This is a genomic window from Paenibacillus sp. FSL R5-0912, from assembly GCF_000758605.1.
Taxonomy (GTDB): Bacteria; Bacillota; Bacilli; order Paenibacillales; family Paenibacillaceae; genus Paenibacillus_AQ.
Genome location: NZ_CP009282.1, coordinates 5,841,767 through 5,864,064 on the forward strand (window position 1 = coordinate 5,841,767; position 22,298 = coordinate 5,864,064).

The following is a 22,298-nucleotide window of genomic DNA, read 5'->3' on the forward strand; positions in this document are numbered from 1 at the left end:
AGATATAGATGTTTGGATTGCCTGCTGCTGTAGCCAGAGCAATTTCGGATAATCTGCCGTTTGTGTTGACCATCCGCGTATTTTGTTGAAATCCTGCACGAAATACAACATTTTCCTCATAATATCGATCCTAATCCGGAATTGTTGTATTAAAGACAATTCTGCTTCTCCAAGCGGATCAGCAGGACAATTCTTGTATTACGTACAACAATCTTTCGAATAGTTGTGAATATAAGAATTCAAGTTGTATAACGGAGTCAATTTCATAATTCAGTTTGCTGAATAGTTAGACTCGGCCCCAAATCTGAGGTCATTTTTTAGAAAATTAGGCTACTTGCTGGGATTTGCTCAACTGTTTGTTCAACTTGTCCAATGCAAACTTACTAAGATTGTAAGCTAGTGTACTGAGCTGGAAATCGACACTTGCCCGTACGCCGCGGTGACGTGTGCGTTTCATGCCGAAATACTCTTTGAGATAGGCAAAAACACGCTCCACTGCCGTACGCTTTTTGTACAGCTCTGTAAAGCTTTCGCTCCCTCTTGCGGGATAGGTATGCTTACGCAAATCCGTTTGGATGCGGATTTTAAACACCTTTTGGCATCCGGAACCCAGTAGTGGGCAGCCTTTGCACTCGCTCGGCTGGGTATACTTCAGCGTTTCGTACTTGGCATCAAAACTGTCGTAGCGGTAGGCATGTCCTTGGGAGCATACCGGCGTGTAGTCCACGTTCATTCCCTCGGGCGGATCTTTGCGGTGAATCATGGGAATCGCCGGATAGGCACCTAACGAATGAATCAACTGGTAGATAGACGCGCAGTCGTACCCTTTGTCGCCCAAGATATGCTTTACCTTCAGTGTGGGAAACTTCAGGGGCAGGCCTTTGAGAAGAATAACGGCCATGCGCTGGTCATTCGGATTCGCCGAACTAAAGAGGCCGCTCAAGATATACTGGCAGTCCGTATCGACGAGCAGATTCGCCTTGAACCCGTAGTAGCTCGTCATTCGACCCTTCGTATTTTTCTTGTCACAACGCGCGGCATGCCGGGGCAGCGCGGCCAGCAGTTCGTCATACGTGTAAGGTAACATCGCTTCAATGGTTTTCTGAAACGGTCCGAGACTTTGGTCATACGCTTCCTGTTCCTGACGCCGGCGTTCCCTTTCCGCATTCGTTGGACGTCCACGCTTGTCGTAGACGGGTTTCTTCGGTGGTTCGTTCACAGCCGCCTCAGGCTCAGGCTCGGGAAGTTTGAACTGAAGTTGCTGGACTCCTGGAGCCTCGTTTGGCTTTTGCCCTCGGCGAGCCGCACGGCGCTTGGCGGCCGATTCGCTAAATTGGCAATCCCAAGCCTCGACCATGGAGGAATCCACGGCAAGATGTGTGCCGGTTACAAAGCCTTCTTCTAGGGCAGAGGTCACCAAGGTATCCTGCAGTTTTTCAAGCATCCCCGTTTGCTCCAGCGCATGAATCAAACGGGAATACGAAGATTCGCTCGGGATATTATCGGAGCCGGTAAATCGGCACTGCGCCCGAAACTCTTCGCTATGGGTAAGACGCCAGACCAGGGAAGAAACAAACTCGATGTTCTCCATTTTAGCGATGAGCAAGGAATAGATCATGGCAGGTACATTCAGTTGTTCGGGCCGGCCCCGGTTGTTCTTTTTCCGAAGAACGTGCAGAACCTTGGCGAGATCTAAGTGTTCAAAGATTTGGCTGTATTTATCTTCCGGGCGCATCAGGAACAATTCCTTGAAGGAAAACAGTTCTTCTTGTCGAATGGAATAGATAGGGATTACCTCTTTTCGTTCTCGGGTGTTGGTTTGGTCGCCTATATCTTCGAGAACTTGGGGAGGTACTCCTTTTTTTATGCCTAAAAAAAACAGTCCCAGCAAGGGTTTGGAATTATGAAATTGACTCTAACGTACAACATTTGCTTGTGTGTAGCGTAAATATAAAGATCTCATTGCTGCCACCTGCAAATCAAGTATAAGAATTGAAAGATTCGGGGTGACAGATCATCGGTGGCCGGTTACTTGTTTGTTTACAGACTAAGCGTTGGTTATATAGATACTCTTTGTCAGTCTATCAGGTCAGTCTATATCGTGACTCCAGAGAACCCTTGGCTCTCCGGCCGTTACCCGTCTGCAGATTTCTTGAATTAAACCGCTTTTCACGGTGGAAATCCGCAGACAAGCCATACGCTGACACTTCTATGTTCTCAAAATTGTCCCTGCCACGTTTGCCTCTATCTATATATTTTCAGGTTCAAACTATATAGGTTCTTAATCTCTTAATCTCTTAATTTCTTAGTCTCTTAGTCTAATTTCATTCTTAGCCTCTTAGCCTCTAATCCATATTCTCACAGCCTCACAGCATGTCCGCCATCGAAAAAGTACAACCAGACCTCGCTGACCGGCTCGCCCAGAATATCAAGCAGCGCCTTGCTGTACAGCTCCAGCTGGAAGCGGTATTTCTCAGTCAGCGTTTCGAGCCCTCCCTCTTGCACCGGGACGAAATCTGTTTTGTAATCAAGCAGAATCAGGCGCCCTTCCTCACGGAACAGACAGTCGATTACCCCTTGAATCAGAACGGTCTCATTGAAGGCTCCGCTGGCGCCGTCAGCCGGGAGTCCCGCTGCCGCTTCGTCCAGGTATGCAAGTCCCTGGTAAGCCTCGTCTGCAGGAACGCTATAACTGAAAGGCTGCTCTCTGGTCTTCCAGGAAGACTTAAAGAGTCTGCGGCCCAGTTCACTAGTACAGAAATCCTCTACTTCGCCCAGTTCAACCGCGTCTGCCTGCTCCTTGCTGAGTATGGCAAGCCGTTCAAGTCGTGCAAGCGTGGCCTCGAGAACAGACCGGTCCACCGGCTCATCCAGCGGAATATGCTGCATAACGGTATGATACGCGGTTCCGCGCTCAGCAGAGGTAAGTCCCCGCTTTTCCATAAATTTCGGGCGCTGCAGATGCAGGCTGTCACCATATCCGACACCGCCGCTTCTTGCGTTCTGCTCCCCATGAATATAGGTATCTTCCAGCAGATCAAGGGAGGGCTGTTCCTGCATGGACAGCAGTGCCTTCAGCTCGGTCACTGATGTTTTGGCGGGAATGCCTGAAGCAGCCGCATACGGATAGGTCCACTGCAGCCTGTCTGCAATCTCCCCTGCTGAGGCAGTTCCCAGCGAAGGCACAGTCCTGCCCCGGCGGAGCGCCTCAAGCGCCATACGGCGTTCTTCATTCTTGTCACTGTCACCGTCTGCTGCCAGAAAAGCTCCGGAGCCAAGCTCCGCAGCGCCGAGCACCGAAATGCTCCAGTTGGACTCATCGCCGTGAAGTACCGTAGACACCGTGCCCTCACTTCCCGCAACCTTGCGCAGAATAGCTGCTGCGGGATGGCGGATCAGCGCCGGTCCCACCCAGTCCAGATAGCTGCGGCCCCGGGCCAGCAGATGGTCTGCCAGGAGCAGCTCCTCCCGGCCTTGCATAGCAGTCCAGCCAGATACTGTGCGCGGCAAATCGCGGACCGTGCCTACCAGGATCATTTTGTCGCGCGGACGGGTCAGTCCGACATAGAGCACGCGCATCTCCTCAGCCAGCAGCTCCAGCCGTGAACGGCGGTTAATGGCCAGGTATGGCAGCGTCGGGTAGCTGACCCGTGTCTCCCTCTCCACGAAGCGGGGGCCGAAGCCGAGTTCCTTATGCATCAGGAACGGGGAATGCAGATCCTGCCGGTTGAACATTTTGGCCATGCCTGCCAGGAATACAACCGGGAACTCCAGACCCTTGGACTTGTGGATCGTCATAATCCGGACGCCGCCAGCCTCCTCGCTGCTGCCCCCGGCAACGCCCAGATCCCCGCCGTTCTCTCTCAGCCGTGAGATAAACACAAGGAAGCGGAACAATCCTCTGGCTGAGGTCTCATTCTCGAACTGAACAGCCCGGTCATACAATGCCTTCAAATTGTTCTGGCGCTGAAATCCGCCGGGAAGTCCGCCAACCCATTCCAGATATCCGCTTTCCCGATAAATACGCCAGATTAGTTCGCTTAAGCTTCCCTGCCGGGCGGCGTTTCTCCAGTCCTCCAGCATGTCCCGGAAGGTCTTCAGCTTCATCCGTAGCTGCGGATGAATAGCCGTCAGCGCTGCAGAGGCTTCTGTCTCGGCAGCCCTGTCTTCAAGCAGAGTCTCTTGCTCTGATGTTGTGACAAGATCATACGCTGCAGCAGTCTCTGCCGTTAAATCACCGCCTGCATCGCCTGCTTGCTCCACCCGCAGGGCAGCACCCGCTGAACCCATCGCCGGAGGATTGTCCCCCGGTATATCCGCAGCTTCTGATGCCGCAACCAGCGCATCATAGAACGTTCCGGTGCTGCATAGGCGCACCTTAGCCAGTTCCTCCTCGCGCAGATTCACCACCGGCGAGCGCAGTACACCGGCCAGCGGAATATCCTGGCGGGGATTATCGACAATCTGCAGCAGCGAAAGGGCGATCTCCACCTCGGTAGCCTGGAAGTACCCCTTGTTCTGGTCGCCGTATGCTGGAATGCCTTCATTCCGCAGCTCTTCAATCATCAGCGGCGTCCACACACGGGCGGAACGCAGCAGAATAACGATATCGCCGTATACTACCGGACGCATGATGCGCAGCGCCTTATCATAGATCATCAGCGGTTCCCCACCGGTCATTCCTGTCATCTGCGAGATGCGCCGGGCAATGGCCCGTGCTTCCAGCTGTGCAGTCTCACTCTCTACTGCCTCATTCTCCTGCTGGGGCAGCTCATCGTCCTCCCCGGCTTCCTCGGGCTGTCCGGATGCAGAGGTCCCCTTATCGATCAGCAGCAGCTCCGGCGCAAAATAAGTATCCGGCCCTTTCTCCGCCGTTCCCGGGAAGTTGGCTCCATAGACCAGCTCTGCACGCTCGTCATAGCTTATCTCCGCAACATTGCTGTCCATGATCTGCCGGAAAATCATATTTACGGCATTCACGACTTCCAGCCGGCTGCGGAAATTGCGGGCCAGATCGATGACTGAGCCGCCGGCATTATAGCTCTGCCCGGGACTTGCTTCAGTCCGGGCATCCGCTTCACCGGCAAGCAGGCTACTGCCGTTACCTTCAGCAGACGGCCCAGCGTTGAACCTGCGGTATTTGTCCAGGAACAACCCCGGTTCAGCCAGGCGGAAGCGGTAGATACTCTGCTTCATATCCCCGACCATGAAGCGGTTGCCGGGGAACTCACGGGAGATCAGCCGGACGATCTCCTCCTGTACGCTGTTGGTATCCTGATATTCATCCAGCAGCACCTCATCGAACTGGCTGCGGTATTCCATCGCCGCATCCGAGGGCAGGGAATGTCCCGGATGCGAGTCCGGATGGCGCAGGATCTGCAGGCAGTAATGCTCCAGATCACTGAAATCCACCAGCCCCCGGCCCGCCTTCTCCAGCCGGTAACGTTCACCGAACCCGATAACCGTCTCCGCCAGCTCGTGCATCAGCGGTGCCGCTTCATGGAGTTCACCCAGGAAAGATTCCGCCGGGCGCCCGAATAAGGATTTCTGCAACTCCAGCAAGCTCTTCTTCACTTGATCACGGGTTGCCTTAACACTCTCCTGCAGGCCGGGATCAGTGGAATCCTTCTTGCAGGGCTTCAGCTTGCCGAAAGAGATTTCCATGAAAATATCATAGAGATCAGCCCATGGCTGCGATTCTACCGCATCCCGTAACCCCTGTGCCATATCCAGATCGGCCGTCAGGTTATCCGCATAAGGAGCCGGTCCGCCGGGTTGAAGCGCGATCTCGCGGGCCTGCAGCAGCTGGCTAATGGCACCATCCAGCGTCAGCCTGGCTTCGGCAAGAATGCTCTGCACCCATGGCGTATGGCTCAAGGCCTCCGCATCCGGCAAAGAGAAGTCGGCAGCGGTATCCCGCAGCCACTGCGCCGGCCAGGGATGGCTGCGCGCGAAATCATGCAGCCGCTGAATCAGCGAATGCACCGCATCATCACTGCGCTCACCGCTGAACCAGTCCACAAGCCGGACAAATACGCTATCGTCCCCGTCTTCAGTGACCTCACCGTATTTCTCCTCCATCAGCTCTTCCAGCAGCTCCTGGCGCATCATTTCCGCCTCATGCTCATTGAGTATACGGAAGCCCGGATCAATCGGAATCAGCTGATAATACCGGCGGATCACTTCAAGACAGAAGGAATGCAGCGTAGTAATAGAGGCTCTGCCCAGCAGAGCAAGCTGGCGGCGCAGATATTCGTTCTCACCGCTTGTGTCCTCTTCCAGCTTGCGCTCCAGCGCCTCCCGGATCCGCTGCCGCATCTCGGAGGCTGCAGCCTTGGTGAAGGTCGCTACCAGCAGCCGGTCCACGCTGAAGCCTGCTTCCTCATTGCTGATTTTGCGGATAATGCGCTCTACGAGTACAGCTGTTTTACCGGAACCTGCTGCTGCCGCGACGAGAATATCGCTGCCGCTCTCGGCAATGGCGCGCCACTGGTCGTCACTCCACAGACTCCCTTCCGGCTTCGCTTCCGTTACAGGATGTATGCTCACAATTTCTCTCCTCCTTTGCGGGACAGCAGATCCCAGATTACTTCTTTGCCAGGCTTACTCAGATTATTGTAGCCATTGCCCTCCACAGCCTCGTCGAACTGGCAGACCGGGCGGAAGGAGCAGAAGGTACAGGCGGTCTCCTGCTGGATGCGGTAAGGCTGAATGGCCACATCGCCTTCCGTAATACGCGTACCGATATCCGAAATCGTGCTGCGCACTGAAGACAGCAGCTGACCCCATTGCTCGGGGGTAGCTACAGACGCGCTGCTGTAAAAGCTGCCGTCGCTCTTTAGCGCTACCGGAACAATTGAGGAATACCCTTTGTCGAGTGTGGTATCCATCAGTGAGACCACTTCACGGTCTGCCGTCAGCAGACCCTTCATCTTGAAGCGCTTCATCAGTTCCTGCTCCGCCTGCTCCCGGTTCATCCCGTTGGCCGAGGTCAGCAGCGGATCATGAACATGGAAATAGAGCGCGCCTGCCGGGAGTGCAGCCTGACCAAGCCATTGCTCGGAATAGGTGAGCAGCACATCAAGATAGGTCAGCATTTGCAGCGACAATCCATAGTAGACCTCATGCAGCTTGAGATCCTTCTGGCTTGATTTGTAGTCGATGACCCGCAGAAGTATACCCTGCTCGCCTTCAGCCATATCCACACGGTCAATCCGGCCGACCACCTCCATTACGCAGCCATTCGGCAGTGTAATTCTCAGTGGAGGCAGATCCTTTCCCGGGCCAAAATCCAGCTCCAGCCCGATTGGCTCGAAGCTCCCCCTGCGCGAATGCTCGCCGAGGATCACTGAAGCGCGGCCGACAATATTCTTCAGCTTGCGTGAGATATAGCTGTAACGCTTGCTGCTCATCAGAATTTCGCCCTGCAGCAGCGGGGACAGACGGTCTACCGTCTCGCCCGCCTCACGGCGGCATTCTTCGGCCGTCATACTGCCCCAGCTGCGGCCCTCCTTCTGCAGCCGCTGCGCCATTTGGCTTAGAGCCGCATGGAACAGCTGCCCGATATCCGGGGCCTGGAGCTTATAGAGCTGGCGTTCCTTCAGCCTTAGCCCGTAAGAAGCGAAATGAGAGAAGGAGCAGGCGACAAATTTCTCCATGCGCGACACGCTGCCGCGCAGTGTGGAGCCGCCATACAGCCGCAGACTGGTCTCCCGCTTCAGCCTGATCCCTTCGTTGCGGTAGAACAGCGAGCCCAGCAGCCGTTCAAGCTGCAGCTTCATTGAGACTTCCTCCTGCTCATCGGCCGCAAACCAGTTATAGACATCCCACCACAGGCGGGGAATCTCCACCCCCTGGCGCCACTGCCGGAGCTGAAGCATCAGCATGCGGAGGGTTTGCTCAGGATGGCCGATAAATTTCATGTGGACCGCTTCCGCAGACGCGCATTCATCAGCTGCCTCCCCTCCCTGGGGGAACCCTGACAGATACTTCTCATCCAGCCCTTCAGGGAACATGCCCTGCAGCTGGCGGATAATCTCCGAGGGCAGCAGCGCTTTGCCTTCATCATCAGCCGTTGCGTAACTAATCCACAGTTTCCTGCTGGCAGTTGTAAGCGCATTGTAGATCAGGAAGCGCTCATCCAGCAGCTTGCGGGATGAACCGGGGGCGAGCTCCATACCGGCATTCTCCAGCAGCAGACGCTCTCCCTCGGACAAGATCCCGTCTTCCTTGAACTGTGCCGGAACCACACCTTCATTGAAGCCCAGCAGGAAGGCATACTTCACTCCAGACACCCGCGTACGGTCCATCGTTCCCACCAGCACCTGATCAAGGGCAGGCGGGACTAGCCCCATCTTGAGCTCAGCCAGCCCTGTTTCCAGCACGCCGGAGAACAGTTCAAATTCCATTTTTTCCCTGCCCATCATCTCGGCAATCTGATCGAGCAGGTCCAGCACAGCACCCCACAGCTGGTTATGCTCACGGGCAGCTTCCGGGCGTCCCTGTTCCAGAGACTCCGCCCCCATCCGTTCCAGCTTACGCGCTGCCTCTGTGTCCTCAAGCAGCAGATATACTGCTCTGCACAGCTCCAGGCCGCTGCGGCTTGATTTGACCCTCTGCTCAAAAGCCTGCAGCGGTCCTGTGATCGCGCTCCGGCAGGCTTCCATTCTGGCCAGCATGGCTTCATCTACGGCCTCACTGCCCTCCAGCGAGAGACGGGGAATGCCTTTCCAGGAACGGCCGTCAGTCCACCGGTACCCGTGAATACCGCAGGCCAGCACATAATTCTCCAGTTCATCCATATTGGCGCGCGTAATACTTCCGTCCAGCGGAAGCAGCAGCTCGGTCTTCACGCAGCGGAACACATCCTCATAGCGCCAGCGGCGGCGGACTACATCCAGAGCGGAACGGATGAATTCCACCAGCGGATGATGCAGCTCATTCAGCTTCTGGTCCAGGAAGAAGGGAATGCCGAAGTCCTGGAACAGCGGAGCAATCAGCGGCCCATAATCCGTCATATTCCGCATGAATACAGCCATCTCACCATACTTGGCCCCTGAATCTCTGGCCAGGCTCAGCATCTCGCGCAGCACGCCTTCAACCTCGGTCCGGCGGGAGGCCGCAGCCCGGATACTGACTGCCTCCTCCACTTGCCCGGCTGCTCCGTTCCAGCGCAGCCGGCGCTGGAATCCGCGCTCCAGATGGGCGAGAGCCGGACTGTCCTTGAACCTTGGAAGTACAGGCGGGGCCAGAAGCTGGTCCCAGACTGTAAGGCCCATCTCCTCAGCCATTCCCCGCAGCTTGATATACGTAACCGCAGCCGGGTGAAACAGCTCCAGCTCATGCGGTGCCTGGCCCGAAGGATAGATCCGGTCCAGCGTCAGGGCAATGTTGACCCCCGAGGCATATTGCATAAGCTCACGCAATACGATGAATTCCTGATTGGTAAACCCGTGGAACCCGTCTACCCATATCTCGGATCCCCGGATATAGCCGGAATCCTGAATATGCTCAGCCAGCTCAGCCAGCCTGTCCTCCTGATCCATGTAGAGCTGTGACATTTCCTGCTCCAGCTCACTGAAGACCAGGTGCAGATCTTCCAGCTTGCCGGCCAGAATCGGACTTCCTCCCAGGGCATCCCGCATTCTGCCGAGCTGTTCTTCGAGGTCACCTGCTCCAAGGCAGCAGCGCTTGAGCTCCGTGTGCAGGTCGCTGAGCCGTTCCACGAATCCTGGCCGGTCCGAGGAGGCGCCGAACAGCTTCAGTTCCTCCTTGCGCCGGTTGACGATCTTATAGATCAGCATCTTCTTGCCTTCCTCGCTGATCGGCAGACTCGCGCTGCCGCCGGTCTCCTGCTTCACCCGGTAGGCCAGCCGCGAGAAGCTGAGTGTCTGGGCGCGGATGCTGCCCTTCACGTTGCCCGCAGCCAACAGACCGCGCTCCGCACCGAATGATCCCTGTTCAGGGACAAGTATAATTATCGGCGCTCCAAGCGGCTCTGTCTTCAGCCGTGAGGATACCGTCTCCCATATTGTAGTTGTCTTGCCGCTGCCCGAGCGTCCGATCAAAAAGTTAACCGTCATATCAGCAGACTCCTTCCGTGGCGGAGAATTAGAATGCAGGCCGCCCTGCTGCTGCACACACAGAAGCGGATTGCCTGATGAATATCAGAATCTATGAATAATCTCGTCCCAATAGTATAGCATACCTCCACCGCGCGCTCCAGAACGTACGTTTGCCATTGTTTGCAAATACCTGCCGCTTTTTTTCAGGCCACGGCTACCTGGCAACAGCAAAGAAGACTCTCCCGAAGCCATGGATCGGCTGGTTGGGAGAGCCTGGATGAAGGATAAACCGGATCATTAAATGGAGAAAATCCAATAAAATCAGCAGAGTCACTCCTCCGCTGATTCCATAACCGGGCGTACAGCCCTTTAGCAGCCAGCAACTCAGCAGCACTTCGTACCGTCTTATTCGGCCATTCTTGCAGCACTCCGCGCGGTTCCTCTGCTTTGTTCATGATCCCCACCCCGGGAAGCGGACTGAAATTCCGTTATATGAGCAGATCAGGCGGATTCGCCGGGCAGACGGACTCAGATTCCGCTAAAGGACAAGTCAGAGCTCCTAATGGAATCCAGCAAGCAACATAACGGAATTCCAGTCCGCCTAGACCCCATTCTGAGGTTTTTTGGAGAAATAGAGGCCCCTCAGTCCGCTTCTCTCTGCTGACGGCTCCCTGCTACAGTACCAGCAACTTCTCTGTAAGAAAAAGAGAGCCTCAGTAGCTGAGACTCTCCCGGACAAGCCCTCCGGCTTGAACTAACATCATTATTTGCTGCGCACTTCGAAGATGGCAAACTTCAGATAATGCCCTTCGTCCACGCCGAGGATCTGCGGGTGATCCTTGCCTGCGGCCCGCCACTCGATCAGCCGGAGCACTTTGCCGGCATCCTTGGCCGCTTCCTGAATGGTCTCCAGGAACAGCTGCGGCTGCATATGGTACGAGCAGCTGGCCGTAACCAGATATCCGCCTTCGTTAACCAGCTTCATGCCGTGCAGATTGATATCCTTGTAGCCGCGGACGGCGCCTGCTACAGCACTTTTGGTTTTGGCAAAAGCGGGCGGATCAAGAATAACCACATCCCACGTGCGTCCGCCGCCTGCCGTCATCGGCTTCGCGGTATCCGCCTTGGCAGCCGGTTTAGCGCCGGGTTTGCTCTCTGCCGCCGGGCCTGTCGCCCGCTCGGAGCGTTCTTCCAGCCCCTTAACCTGATTGCGCAGGAACGCAAACGCATCATCCACTACAAATTCCACCCGGTCGCTGAATCCGTTGATCTCCACATTGGCTTTTGCACTTTCAATCGCATGCGCGGACACATCGAGGCAGGTTACCTTCTTGGCGCCGTATTTGCAGGCATGCAGGGTGAAGCTGCCGGTATGCGCGAAGCATTCCAGCACGGTTGCGCCGTCCCAGAATGGGAAGGTGACCGGCTTGCCGCTTTTATTGACCGGCAGCATCTGGAGCGTACCGTCCTGTGCCGCTACCTCCTGCAGCGTAATTCCGCTGCGCCCGCCCCAGCCCTTCATGAGCGGAGCGATGGAAGCTCGATTCTCCCGCTGATCGAAGAAATAACCTGTCTTCTGGCCTTCTTCAATATCGACAATGACCTTCAGTCCATTCTCGCTCACCGTGATGTGGCGCGGGCATTCCCCGTAGAGTACGCCTGTGGTCTGTTCAAGGCCTTCCAGTTCGCGGACGCTGACATCACTGCGCTCATAAATGCCGCGCGGAGCCATTACCTGCACCAGCGCTTCCACGATCTCGGAGCGGTGCTGATCCATGGCCAGGGTCAGGAGCTGCACGACGAGAACCTCCCCGAAGCGGTCGATGATCAGCCCCGGCAGGAAATCCGCTTCCCCATACACCAGGCGGTAAGCATCCGCACCCGGCAGGAAACGCTCCCTGTGCTGCAGGGCGGTTGCGAACCGGCCGGCAAAAAATGCAGTATCCATCGCTGCAAGCTTACTCTGCGACAGAATTCTTACCCGGATCTGCGAGGCCGGATTGTAATAACCCGTGGCCAGATAACGGCCCTGGTGATTCAGCACATCCACAATTCCCCCTGCCAGCGGCTCTCCGTCTACCGAGGCCACTTCGCTGGCGTAGACCCACGGATGTCCCTGTTCCAGTCTTTTCTTACGGTTTCGTTCCAGAATTACCGATGCCAATGACTTCAACTCCCTGTTCTTGTTGCTGGATTTGTATACATGTCCTATGCAATGCCTTCATATATTGGTGTACAACCCCCGTCCAAAAAGGAGCCTGTCCTTATGATCCGTGACCTGCTGTTCCCTGTCATTTATGGCCTTGTCATATTTCTCGCCGGCATGAAGGTGATGGAAGCCTCCTTGTCGAGGCTCGCCGGCCCGCTGCTAACCCGGAGTCTGCATAAGGCAACCTCTACACCGGCAAAAGGCCTGATTGCCAGCAGCCTGCTGTCCGCACTGCTGCAGAGCAGCACGGCCGTAACCGTGCTGACCATCGGCATGGTTAATGCCGGGCTGCTGACGTATGCCCGGACGCTTGGCATTATCCTCGGCAGCAACATCGGCACCTGCCTGACTACAGAGCTGATCAGCCTGCAGATCAGCACACTGGCAGCGCCGCTGCTGGCCGCTGCATTATGCCTCTGGGCGGCCGCAGTGATGGCCGGCGAGCTATCCCCGCAGGCATGGCGGCTGGTTGAAGCCTGCCGCCGGATCTCGGGGCCGCTTCAATTCATCTGCCTGGCGGTAGCCGGCTTCGCCCTGGTCCTGTGGGGCATCGCGGTCATGCAGTCGATCGGCCCCTCCCTTGAAGGCAGCGAATTGTTCAGCTGGTTCCTCGGGCATGCCGCCACCAGCGCACTGTGGGGACTGGCAGCAGGTGCCGTGCTGACCGCGATGGTGCACAGCAGCGCGGCGGTGATCGGCATGGCGATGGGCCTCGCCACCAGCGGCGTCATGCCGCCGGAGCTGGGGATCGCCATCGTGCTCGGCGCGAATATCGGCACCTGCGTCACGGCCGTAATCGCCGCCATCGGCAGCACGCCGTCTGGCGTATTCGTTGCCTGGTCGCATGTGGCGCTCAATGTCGGCGGCGCCCTGCTGTTCCTGCCCTTCATCGGGCCGCTGCAAAGCCTGTCCTCCTGGATCGGCGGCGGGCCTGCAGCGCAGCTTGCGCATGCCCAGACCATTTTCAATGTCGTGTGCTCGCTTGGGGTACTGCCGCTATGCTACCTGCCCGTATGGACCAGGCTGGAGCAGCGGCTTCAGCGGTAATCCACAACGTCCGGCCAGGATTACAACTGTCTTATTATACTTCAATCCGCTCCGCAGTTCTACGGAAGCTCCACTTCCAGCATCCCCCTCAGAAAATACTATAAAACCGCGAGCCGTCATAAAAAGTAATAATCGTCGCGGCTGCGGCTATCCCCACCATCAGACACAGCGCAGTATAATCGCTGCGGGTAAACAGCCGGGCCTGGTACCAGGTCCGGCTGCGGCCTGTTCCGAAGCCGCGCAGCTCCATTGCAGTGCTGATCTTCTCAATCCGCTCGATACTGGTCAGAATCAGCGGCAGCAGAATGGATACGATGTTTTTCAGCCGCTTTGGCAGCTTCTCCTTACGGGAGATATCAATGCCCCGCGCCTGTGCCGAGAATGAGATGTTCTCATAATCCTGCTGGATGTCGGGAATATAGCGCAAGGCCAGCGAAACGGAATAAGCGATCTTGTAATTGACCCCGACCCGGTTCAGCGAGGCGGCGAATTCACTCGGATCTGTCGTCAGCAGGAACAGCAGGGCCATCGGAATGACCACGGCATACTTCAGAGCGATATTGAATTGGTAGAAAAGCTGCTCCGCAGTCAGTGTATAACGTCCCGCGAGATGCAGCAGATCATGCCGGGTGCCGTAGATGCGTGTTCCTTCCAACGGTGAGAAGGCAAAGATCGCGATGTGATTCAGCAGGAAGAAGAGCAGAATGAAGTAGAGCACAAAGGCATAGTCCTGAAACCGGACCCGTGAAATGCGGAATACGGCCAGGCTGAAGAGCAGCATCAGCAGCAGGCAGCGGGTATCGTAGGTAATCATGGCAGAGACCGACCATACGGCAAAAATAATCAGCTTCGTTGCCCCCGTCAGCCGGTGCACCGGTGAATCCTGCCTGGTATAGGTTAGCATCTTAGCTTTCATCTGCGGCGGTTCCCCCTGTCAAATTCTATAAACCGCCGGACAAATTCTACCGGCTGGTCAATTCCGGCCTTCACAGCCAGCTTGAACAGTGAAGTCTCCTTCAAGTTAGCGCTGCTCACAATATTCCTGTCCGTCAGAATCACCTCCGGCCGGGCATCCGCCAGCTTCCTGCCCTCCGCCAGCACAATCGTCCGTTCCGCGTACTCCAGCATCAGGTGCATATCATGGGTAATCATAATCACCGTGATCCCGGAGCTGCAGAGTCCGCGCAGAAACTCCATAATCTCGTTATAGTGCCGGTAATCCTGCCCGGCGGTCGGTTCATCCAGAAGGAGCACCTCCGGCTCCAGCACCAGGATGGAGGCAATGGTCACCCGTTTCTTCTGCCCGTAGCTGAGCGCTGAAACCGGCCATTCGCGGAACTCATACAGTCCGCAAACTTGGAGCACCTTATGTACCCGCTCGCGGATTTCTTCTTCCGCGAAGCCCCGCAGCTTAAGTCCGAGGGCAACCTCGTCATACAGCAGCGTCATGGAGATCATATGATTCGGATTCTGCATTACGAAGCCGATATGCTCTGCCCGCTCCTTGATCGTATCCGCTGCCAGATCCCGCCCGTTCAGCAGAATACTTCCCGCTGACGGCCGGTAGAACCCGCAAATCAGCTTCGACACCGTTGATTTGCCCGCTCCGTTCCTCCCGGCAATGCAGAGCATCTCGCCGCGGCGGACGCTGAAGGACAGTCCCTGCAGCACCGGAGCCTGCTTGTCATAGCCAAAGGTAATATTCCGCAGCTCTAGCAGCACAGGTGCTGCTTCCTCCTCCTGCGGCACTTCGCTGGCCTCATACCAGGCAAGGAGCTTGGCAGCTCCTGTCTCCAGCTTAATCCCGTCCAGATGCTGCGGGTTCATCTCCGGCGTAATTTCGCAGCCGGCATATTTGAGCGCGGTAAGATAGAGCGGCTCCCGGAGGCCTGACTCTGCAAGCAGCGGTGAACTCAGCAGCTGCGCAGCCGGCAGGTCCGCCGCAATCATTCCTTCATTCATGACAATGATCCGGTCCACCGGCCGGTGCAGCACTTCCTCCAGCCGGTGCTCAATGATAATGACCGTATTGCCGGTCTCACGCTGCACCCGGTCGATCAGCTCAATCGCCCCGGTTCCCGTATAGGGGTCCAGGCTGGCCAGCGGCTCATCGAACAGCAGGACATCCACATTGCTGACCAGCACGCCGGCCAGCATGGTCTTCTGCTTCTGTCCGCCGGACAGCGCCTGCGGAGAGGCTGTCAGCAGGTCCTGAATATCGACCGCTCTTGCCGCAGCTTCCACCCGCTCATGCATCTCCCGCACCGGAACCGCTGCGTTCTCCAGACTGAAGGCAATATCCTCGCCTACGGTCAGGCCGACAAACTGCCCGTCCGGGTCCTGCAGCACAGTCCCCACCACCTCCGACAGGCCGGCAATCCCCAGCTCCTTCGTGTCTCTGCCTTTAACGGTCAGGGTACCGCTTATTTCACCGGGATACGCAAAAGGAATCAGGCCATTGATACAATGGGCCAAGGTGCTTTTGCCGGAGCCGGAGGGCCCGACAATCAGAATCTTCTCACCTTCATGAATCTTCAGGTTAATTTTATGCAGTGTAGGTTCCTGCTGGGCCCGGTATTTAAAAGTGAAATCGGAGAATTCTATAACCGTTTTGCTCATGGGTAACCTTCCTCATATGCTGATTTACGTATCATAACTGACCCGCTCAAACAGAAAGGCCGGTGACGGGCACCGGCCTTTCTGTTTGAATTATATATTATTGCAGTCTTTTCAGGCTACCCTGTTTCGTTCTCGTCTTGGAGTAGGCTATAGCGAGCAGTGTTCCGATGACCGCCACCGTTACAATGTTGGACGCTCCGGCGATCAGCCCTTGGGTGAAGACCTTGTTAGCCGGTTCCGCGTAGATAAGAATATCCAGCAGCGGCGCTACCACGAACCAGGCAATGGCGTTAGCTGCAATCTGCGCAAGATTGAAGGCTATGATCTCTTTCCGGCCGAATTGACCGTCCCTGATCAGGATTCTGGCCACCAGCAGCCCGATAATCAGCCCGACTAGTCCCGAGGAGATGACCCAGCTGAACCAAGGCGAGCCATAGAAGATCGCATCCTTCAGTGTGTGCCCGATCAGTCCGATGAAGAGCCCCGCAACCGGTCCGTATAGTAGCGCAAACAGCGCCAGAAGTGCGTATGTAGTCTCAATGTTGGTATTCGGAATACCTGAAGGAATGGAACCGAACCTCCCCAGTATTACGAACAACGGCGAACCGATGCCGATTGCCACAATCGTTTGAATGGATAATGCCTTGCGCTTAGTCATCTGCTTCATCTCCCTTAATGGACTTTATTGTACGCTTTTTCCGAATTATACATTGGTTTACTCGGGATTACTATAGTGGAGAAGAAATTATCTGATCCACCAATACGTTAAAAAACCTGAACACCGCCGCAGAGGCCATGTCCAGGTCTAATGATCTTACTTATAGCAGCAGCCAGTACAATACTATTTCACTGAAACAGATACCGTAACTGTCTTGGTGCCCAGCTTACCTTTAACCGAAGTGGTTCCCTTGCTTACCGCTGTAATCTGCCCGGAGGAATTCACTTTAGCCACAGAAGGTTTGGAACTGGTCCAGACTACGCTTCCTGTGACAACAGCGCTCTTGCCTGTATCATACAGCGCGGTTACAACTACGTTTTTACCTGCACCCGGTGCAAGAATCAGCTTATTCTCACTGACCGTAATCTTCATCAGCTTCGGCACCACTGAAATTTTGACAGTAGCAGGAATTCCCTGGTAGGTACCACTCAAGGTTGCTGTGCCTTCAGCGATCGCTTTGACCGACGTCCCCTTCACTGAAGCCACATCCGGATTAGACGATACCCAGTTCATTCCACCCGAGAAGTTCGCAGTTTTGCCATTTGAGAAATATCCGGTGACCTTAATCGTCTTGGAGCCTTTGATATTCATCTCAAGTACAGCCGGTTCCACAACGAGCTTCACAACCTTCTGCTCAATCGTTACCGGAACACTGATTGTCTTATTGGAATACGTACCTTTGAGTGTTGCCGAGCCTTTGACCAGACCTTTAATGGTCTTGGCAGCTGCCGATTGCTTGAGAACCGCGTTACTTCCGCCCAGTTCCCAGACAATGGTGTCTGTCACATCGAGCTCATCACCGTTCTCCAGTACGGCCTGAACCGCAGGGAGCGGCGTTTCTTCACCGATGACCAGACCCAGCGCATCCTCCGGTCCAATCAGCACAAGCACTTTATTCTGAACGGTTACTTTGTATTCAACGGTCTTGGAGCGGATCGCAGTCGCAGAACCTGCAGTTACTGCACCTTCCTTGATCTTGCCCGTCAGGGTAGCTGTGCCTGCCTTGCCGCCGGTAAGCTTCCCGTCCTTAATCGAGACAATCTCTTCATTGGCCGAGGTCCACACGATTTCATCGCTGATATCCAGCTTGGTTCCGTCATATTTGGTTCCGTTTACCTTCGGCAAGCCGGCAGAGTCTGCTGTGTATATTTCCTGTTCCGTCTTCTCAAGGGTCAGCTCTGTCAGGGTTGGATAGACCGTTACCTTGAAGGTTTTGCTGATTCCGAGGTGATCTGCTTTGATGACAGAAGATCCTACCGCTTTGCCTGTCACTGTAGCAAAGGCTTTGCTGGCATCCGCAACATTTGGAGTCACCGAAGCTGTCATCAGGTTATCAGAGGTCCAGATAGCCGATGCCGTCTGGTTTGTGGTCGAATTGACCGCATTGCGCATCGTTGCTGTTACATTGAGGCTTTCTCCCAGGAAAATGGACTGGTCGCCGGATGGTGTCAGTAGAAGCGCTTCATAAGGCGCCCGCACATAGACGTCAACGGACTGGTCCACACCCAGGTAGCTTGCTGTAATGACAGCCTTACCCACGCCAAGAATAGTAATCATGCCGTCTTTTACTGTAGCTACGCTCTCGCTTGAGCTGCTCCAATCTGCCTCTTTCTCGATAGGGAGCTCATCACTCACCGCTGTAGCTTTGGTTACTGCTTTCAGCTGCACCGGGTTGTCTCCAACCAGCATTTCAAGCTCTTTGACTTCCACACCGCTCACTTTGTCTTTAAGCATGATTGCCGAATACGGAAGCTCCACATCCGCCTTGAAAGTCTCAGTTAATCCCTTGTACTTGGCAGTAACTGTCGCCGTCCCTTCGCCAACCAGCGTAATCTTACCCGCTGTAATCGTCAGTACGCCTGAATTCGAGCTGCTCCAGTCGGCATCCTTCGTCACATCTTTCTCTTCAGTGGCGGATTCGCCGCCCTTGGCCGTTGCGGTAACTAGGAGTGAGGCTTCTTTGTCTCCCAGTTTGTAGCTGCCCTCCGTGCTGCGTTTCAGTTTCAGATCTTTATACGGATACGTAACAGATACCTCAACAGTATCAACCGCATTATTACTGTAAGTAGCTGTAATCATTGCCGTCCCGTAAGCAAGCGGCTTGATCTGACCGTTAATTACGCTGACAACTTCATTCTTGGAGGAGGTCCATGTGGCGGCTGCCGTCACATCCCTCTTGGAAGAAGAACCTTCAACACTGGCATATACCTTAAGCTGCTTCGGTGTCTGGCCCACGGTTAGCTCTATTTTGTCAGAGCTGTCGATTTCAATAGAGTTGATGTCTCCAGCAGCGGCAAAGACGTTTACCGGAAAAGCTGCAGCAACGAGCAATATCATAATGAGGAGCGTTTTTGTCATTTTCCTGTACACGGTCATCTGTTCTCTCCTTAGACGGTCTTATTATCGGTGGCCTTTTACCACACTCTTCCACTATATCGACAAATAGAGCCCAAGTCTTTACCCTATTTTCAGTTTCAGCCGAATTCAGGTCTTTATAACTATATAAATTGCGCTCTATATCTATACATTTAGTTCCAGCAGGCAGAACTGAACTGATGAGCCTCTGCCGGCGGGCGGTAAGCCTGTAGACTTATCCGCTATAGATCAGGAAGCCAAAAAGGGAACCCATAGAGCCGTTACCGGCTCCTAAAGGCATCCCCCTTGGTGTTGTTTATCCTTGTGTACGCTTACGCGCGGCGCGGTTCTGCTGCAGCTCTGCTTACGCTGACAAGCTCACCGCGGCATTCATTCACGCCAGCTTCTGTCACCTTCACCTCGCAGAGCTCGCCCTGAAGCGAATCATCCCCGCTGAACAGAATCTGCAGATAGTTGTCGCTGAAGCCGTGCTGAATGCTGCGTCCCGGTGATCCCTTGGCTGCACGTTCCGGAATGACGGACAAGGTCTTGCCGACGAATTTCTGCGCATAAGCCAGCTGCATCTCCTCAGAAAGATCAATCAGCTGCTGGACACGCGCATTCTTGATCTCTTCATCCACTTGGTTCAGCATCCGTGCTGCAGGCGTACCGGTCCGCTTGGAATACGGGAACACATGCATCTCAGAATAGTTGACCGCCTTCATGAAGTCATAACCGGCGCGGAACATCTCCTCGGTCTCGCCCGGGAAGCCGACGATAACATCGGTTGTAATGCCTACATCCGGCATCGCCTGGCGGATCAGCTGCATTTTGGCATAATACTCTTCAGTCGTATATTTACGGCGCATCGCCTTCAGCACGTCGTTATGTCCGGCCTGCAGCGGAATATGCAGATGGCGGCACATCTTGGAGCTGCGGTTCAGCACCTCAAGCAGCTTCTCATCAATCTGGCTGGCTTCAATCGAGCTGATGCGGACCCGCTCCAGGCCATCCACCTGATCCAGCTCCCACAAGAGATCGGCCAGACGGTAATTCTCCAGATCATCGCCGTAGCCCCCGGTATGAATCCCGGTCAGGACAAACTCCTTATATCCCGCCTCCACAAGCTGATGTGCTTGGGCGACAATCGATTTCGGATCACGGCTGCGCGATAGCCCGCGCGACCAGGGAATGATACAGAAGGTGCAGAAGTTATTGCAGCCGTCCTGAATCTTCATGAATGCACGCGTCCGGTCAGCGAATCCGGGAACGTCCAGCTCCTCGAACTCCCGGGTCTTCATAATGTTGCGGACCGCATTCACAGGCTGGCGCGATTCCTGAATATTCTTCACATGGGTCATGATATGCTCGCGGTCCTGGTTACCGATGACCAGATCGACGCCGGGGATATCGAGTATCTCTCCGGGCGAGGTCTGCGCGTAGCAGCCGGTTACCGCAACGATGGCTTCAGGATTGCGGCGCACCGCGCGGCGGATCATCTGTCGGCTTTTTTTGTCACCCGTATTGGTAACAGTACATGTATTGATCAGGTAGACATCGGCGGAACCTTCGAAATCCACCTGCTCGTACCCTTCATTTTTGAACAGCTGCCAGATGGCTTCGGTGTCGTAGAAATTGACTTTACAGCCTAATGTATAAAAAGCTACGGATGGCATTGTTTAAGCTCCCCCCATTTCTCCGGATTCATATAGAATGCAGGCGGCGGCGACCATACCTGCGGTTTCACAGCGCAGAATGCGTGCTCCCAGACCTACGGAGACCGCACCGGCCTCTTCGGCCGCGCGGCATTCCTCCGGACTGAAGCCGCCTTCCGGTCCGACAACAATCATTACCTTGGCAGTAGAATCCTGCGGCAGCGAGAACAGCCAAGGCGCGGCTGCGCTGCGGAGCTGCAGCCCTTCTTCTTTTTCATAACAGAAATACACCGCGTCATACTCACTGAAGCTCTTCAGCAGCAGCTTCCAGCTCAGCGGCGAATGCACTTCCGGAACGATATTCCGGTGGGCCTGTTCAGCGGCCTCCTTGCAGATTTTGCGCCAGCGCTCTACCCGCTTGCTCTCCTTGCGTTCATCATACTGCACAATTGTCCGCTCGGAGAGGAACGGGGTGAAGGCAACCGCACCGATCTCGGTACATTTCTGGATCACCGTCTCCAGCTTGTCCCCCTTCGGCAGGCTCTGGGCTACAGTAATCTTAATCCGCGGCTCGTGGGTCATGGCCAGATTCTCCAGTATGCTCACGGTTACGAGGCCAATCTCTATTTCAGCGATCTCAGCCAATGCCTCGCGGGAAACGCCGTCGCTGACAATCAGCTTATCCCCTGCCTTGCCGCGCATTACCTTGGCGATATGCCGGGCATCTTCGCCGTCAATGCTTACCTTGTCTTGGCCGAACTGCGCCGGTGTTACGAAATAACGCTGCATCTTTTATCATCATCCTGTCTCTTATTCAGCGTAAAAGCGGCGGCGTTCCCGTCAAATCAGGTCCCGGCCGCCGCTTCACTCACATGATTAAACCTCGAAAATACCACGTTATATTGTACAACGTTTAGAGCTGCATGAACATCCCTCAATCTGAATTCTAGCCGCCGAATAATCCGTAAAAGAATTGCACGGCTCCGGCGCTCATTTGATTGGCCCAGTTATCCAGCGGTGTAATCGTGTAGGCACGCAGACCCGGGATAAACAGAATCAGCAAGAAGATGAAGACTGCCCACTGCTCATACTGTTGCAGTCTCCCGCGGATCGGACGAGGAGCCAGATCCTCCACGATCCGGTAACCATCCAGCGGCGGCAGTGGAATCAGGTTGAACAGGAACAGGAAGAAATTAAGTTGAATGAAAATGCCGAAGAACCAGTAAATAGCCTGAAGCACGCGGTCATTGCTGATAGATTCCAGCACTCCGGTCGCCGCCAGAGCCGAATAAATCATTGCTCCGAGGAACCCCAGCAGCAGATTGCTGATCGGACCGACAGCAGATACGATAACGCCCATCAGACGGGGGCGGCTGAAATTGTCACGGTTGACCGGAACCGGCCGCGCCCAGCCGAATCCGGCGACCACAAGCAGGATAATTCCGAAGAAATCGAAATGTACCGCCGGGTTCAGGGTCATACGGCCGAGCAGGCGTGCTGTCGGGTCACCGAACTTATTCGCAAAGTAAGCATGGCTAAACTCATGTACTGTAAAGGCGATCAGCAGGGTAATAAGCAGGAACGGAAGCTGTTCCAGCGGCATTCGTATAAAGCTCTGCAGAAATTCCATC

General features: G+C 55.1%; 12 protein-coding genes. 1 reads left to right on the forward strand and 11 read right to left on the reverse strand.

The genetic code is table 11. From position 1 onward, the window contains the following. Positions 1–325: 325 nt before the first annotated feature. From R50912_RS24790 to R50912_RS24805, 4 genes are all read right to left on the reverse strand, one after another. Complete coding sequence (locus tag R50912_RS24790; protein ID WP_052416668.1) at positions 326–1,891, reverse strand: transposase; 1,566 nt, start codon at positions 1,889–1,891, stop codon at positions 326–328. 467 nt (positions 1,892–2,358) lie between these two features. Then, positions 2,359–6,549: a UvrD-helicase domain-containing protein gene (locus R50912_RS24795; protein WP_042238575.1), complete on the reverse strand. Its 4,191-nt coding sequence runs from the start codon at positions 6,547–6,549 to the stop codon at positions 2,359–2,361. Further along, positions 6,546–10,082 (reverse strand): helicase-exonuclease AddAB subunit AddB, encoded by a 3,537-nt coding sequence (addB, locus tag R50912_RS24800; protein WP_042238577.1) that lies wholly within the window; start codon positions 10,080–10,082, stop codon positions 6,546–6,548. The genes R50912_RS24795 and addB overlap by 4 nt, the downstream gene beginning before the upstream one ends. 745 nt (positions 10,083–10,827) lie before the next feature. Continuing rightward, positions 10,828–12,228, reverse strand: coding sequence for a class I SAM-dependent rRNA methyltransferase (locus tag R50912_RS24805; protein WP_042238578.1), 1,401 nt, complete (start codon positions 12,226–12,228; stop codon positions 10,828–10,830). A gap of 102 nt (positions 12,229–12,330) precedes the next feature. On the opposite strand from R50912_RS24805, the gene R50912_RS24810 reads away from it, so the two are divergent. Next, positions 12,331–13,320 carry a Na/Pi cotransporter family protein gene (locus R50912_RS24810; RefSeq protein ID WP_042238579.1) on the forward strand — a complete coding sequence of 330 codons (990 nt, stop codon included), beginning with the start codon at positions 12,331–12,333 and terminating at the stop codon, positions 13,318–13,320. Between the two features lie 88 nt (positions 13,321–13,408). Here R50912_RS24810 and R50912_RS24815 read toward each other — a convergent pair whose 3' ends face one another. From R50912_RS24815 to R50912_RS24845, 7 genes are all read right to left on the reverse strand, one after another. Further along, positions 13,409–14,236: an energy-coupling factor transporter transmembrane component T family protein gene (locus R50912_RS24815; RefSeq protein ID WP_042238580.1), complete on the reverse strand. Its 828-nt coding sequence runs from the start codon at positions 14,234–14,236 to the stop codon at positions 13,409–13,411. Beyond that, positions 14,233–15,939, reverse strand: coding sequence for an ABC transporter ATP-binding protein (locus R50912_RS24820; protein ID WP_042238582.1), 1,707 nt, complete (start codon positions 15,937–15,939; stop codon positions 14,233–14,235). The genes R50912_RS24815 and R50912_RS24820 overlap by 4 nt, the downstream gene beginning before the upstream one ends. A 97-nt stretch (positions 15,940–16,036) precedes the next feature. Then, positions 16,037–16,597, reverse strand: a complete 561-nt coding sequence (locus R50912_RS24825; protein WP_042238584.1) for an ECF-type riboflavin transporter substrate-binding protein — start codon at positions 16,595–16,597, stop codon at positions 16,037–16,039. Positions 16,598–16,780: 183 nt separating this feature from the next. After that, on the reverse strand, positions 16,781–19,033 hold the full coding sequence (locus R50912_RS24830; protein ID WP_042238586.1) for an Ig-like domain-containing protein: 2,253 nt from the start codon (positions 19,031–19,033) through the stop codon (positions 16,781–16,783). A 311-nt stretch (positions 19,034–19,344) separates the two neighbouring features. Continuing rightward, positions 19,345–20,688, reverse strand: coding sequence for a tRNA (N(6)-L-threonylcarbamoyladenosine(37)-C(2))-methylthiotransferase MtaB (mtaB, locus tag R50912_RS24835; RefSeq protein WP_042238588.1), 1,344 nt, complete (start codon positions 20,686–20,688; stop codon positions 19,345–19,347). A gap of 3 nt (positions 20,689–20,691) precedes the next feature. After that, complete coding sequence (locus R50912_RS24840; protein WP_042238589.1) at positions 20,692–21,456, reverse strand: RsmE family RNA methyltransferase; 765 nt, start codon at positions 21,454–21,456, stop codon at positions 20,692–20,694. Between the two features lie 157 nt (positions 21,457–21,613). After that, the gene (locus R50912_RS24845) at positions 21,614–22,297 is read right to left on the reverse strand and encodes a site-2 protease family protein (RefSeq protein WP_042139450.1); all 684 of its coding nucleotides are present in this window, start codon (positions 22,295–22,297) and stop codon (positions 21,614–21,616) included. Position 22,298 lies beyond the last annotated feature (1 nt).

Bases quoted from the DNA above. Each gene is read 5' to 3' on its own strand.
- mtaB (WP_042238588.1), bottom strand. From the start codon at position 20,688: ATGCCATCCGTAGCTTTTTATACATTAGGCTGTAAAGTCAATTTCTAC.
- R50912_RS24815 (WP_042238580.1), bottom strand. From the start codon at position 14,236: ATGAAAGCTAAGATGCTAACCTATACCAGGCAGGATTCACCGGTGCAC.
- addB (WP_042238577.1), bottom strand. From the start codon at position 10,082: ATGACGGTTAACTTTTTGATCGGACGCTCGGGCAGCGGCAAGACAACT.
- R50912_RS24830 (WP_042238586.1), bottom strand. From the start codon at position 19,033: ATGACCGTGTACAGGAAAATGACAAAAACGCTCCTCATTATGATATTG.
- R50912_RS24825 (WP_042238584.1), bottom strand. From the start codon at position 16,597: ATGACTAAGCGCAAGGCATTATCCATTCAAACGATTGTGGCAATCGGC.
- R50912_RS24840 (WP_042238589.1), bottom strand. From the start codon at position 21,456: ATGCAGCGTTATTTCGTAACACCGGCGCAGTTCGGCCAAGACAAGGTA.
- R50912_RS24810 (WP_042238579.1), top strand. From the start codon at position 12,331: ATGATCCGTGACCTGCTGTTCCCTGTCATTTATGGCCTTGTCATATTT.
- R50912_RS24845 (WP_042139450.1), bottom strand. From the start codon at position 22,297: ATGGAATTTCTGCAGAGCTTTATACGAATGCCGCTGGAACAGCTTCCG.
- R50912_RS24820 (WP_042238582.1), bottom strand. From the start codon at position 15,939: ATGAGCAAAACGGTTATAGAATTCTCCGATTTCACTTTTAAATACCGG.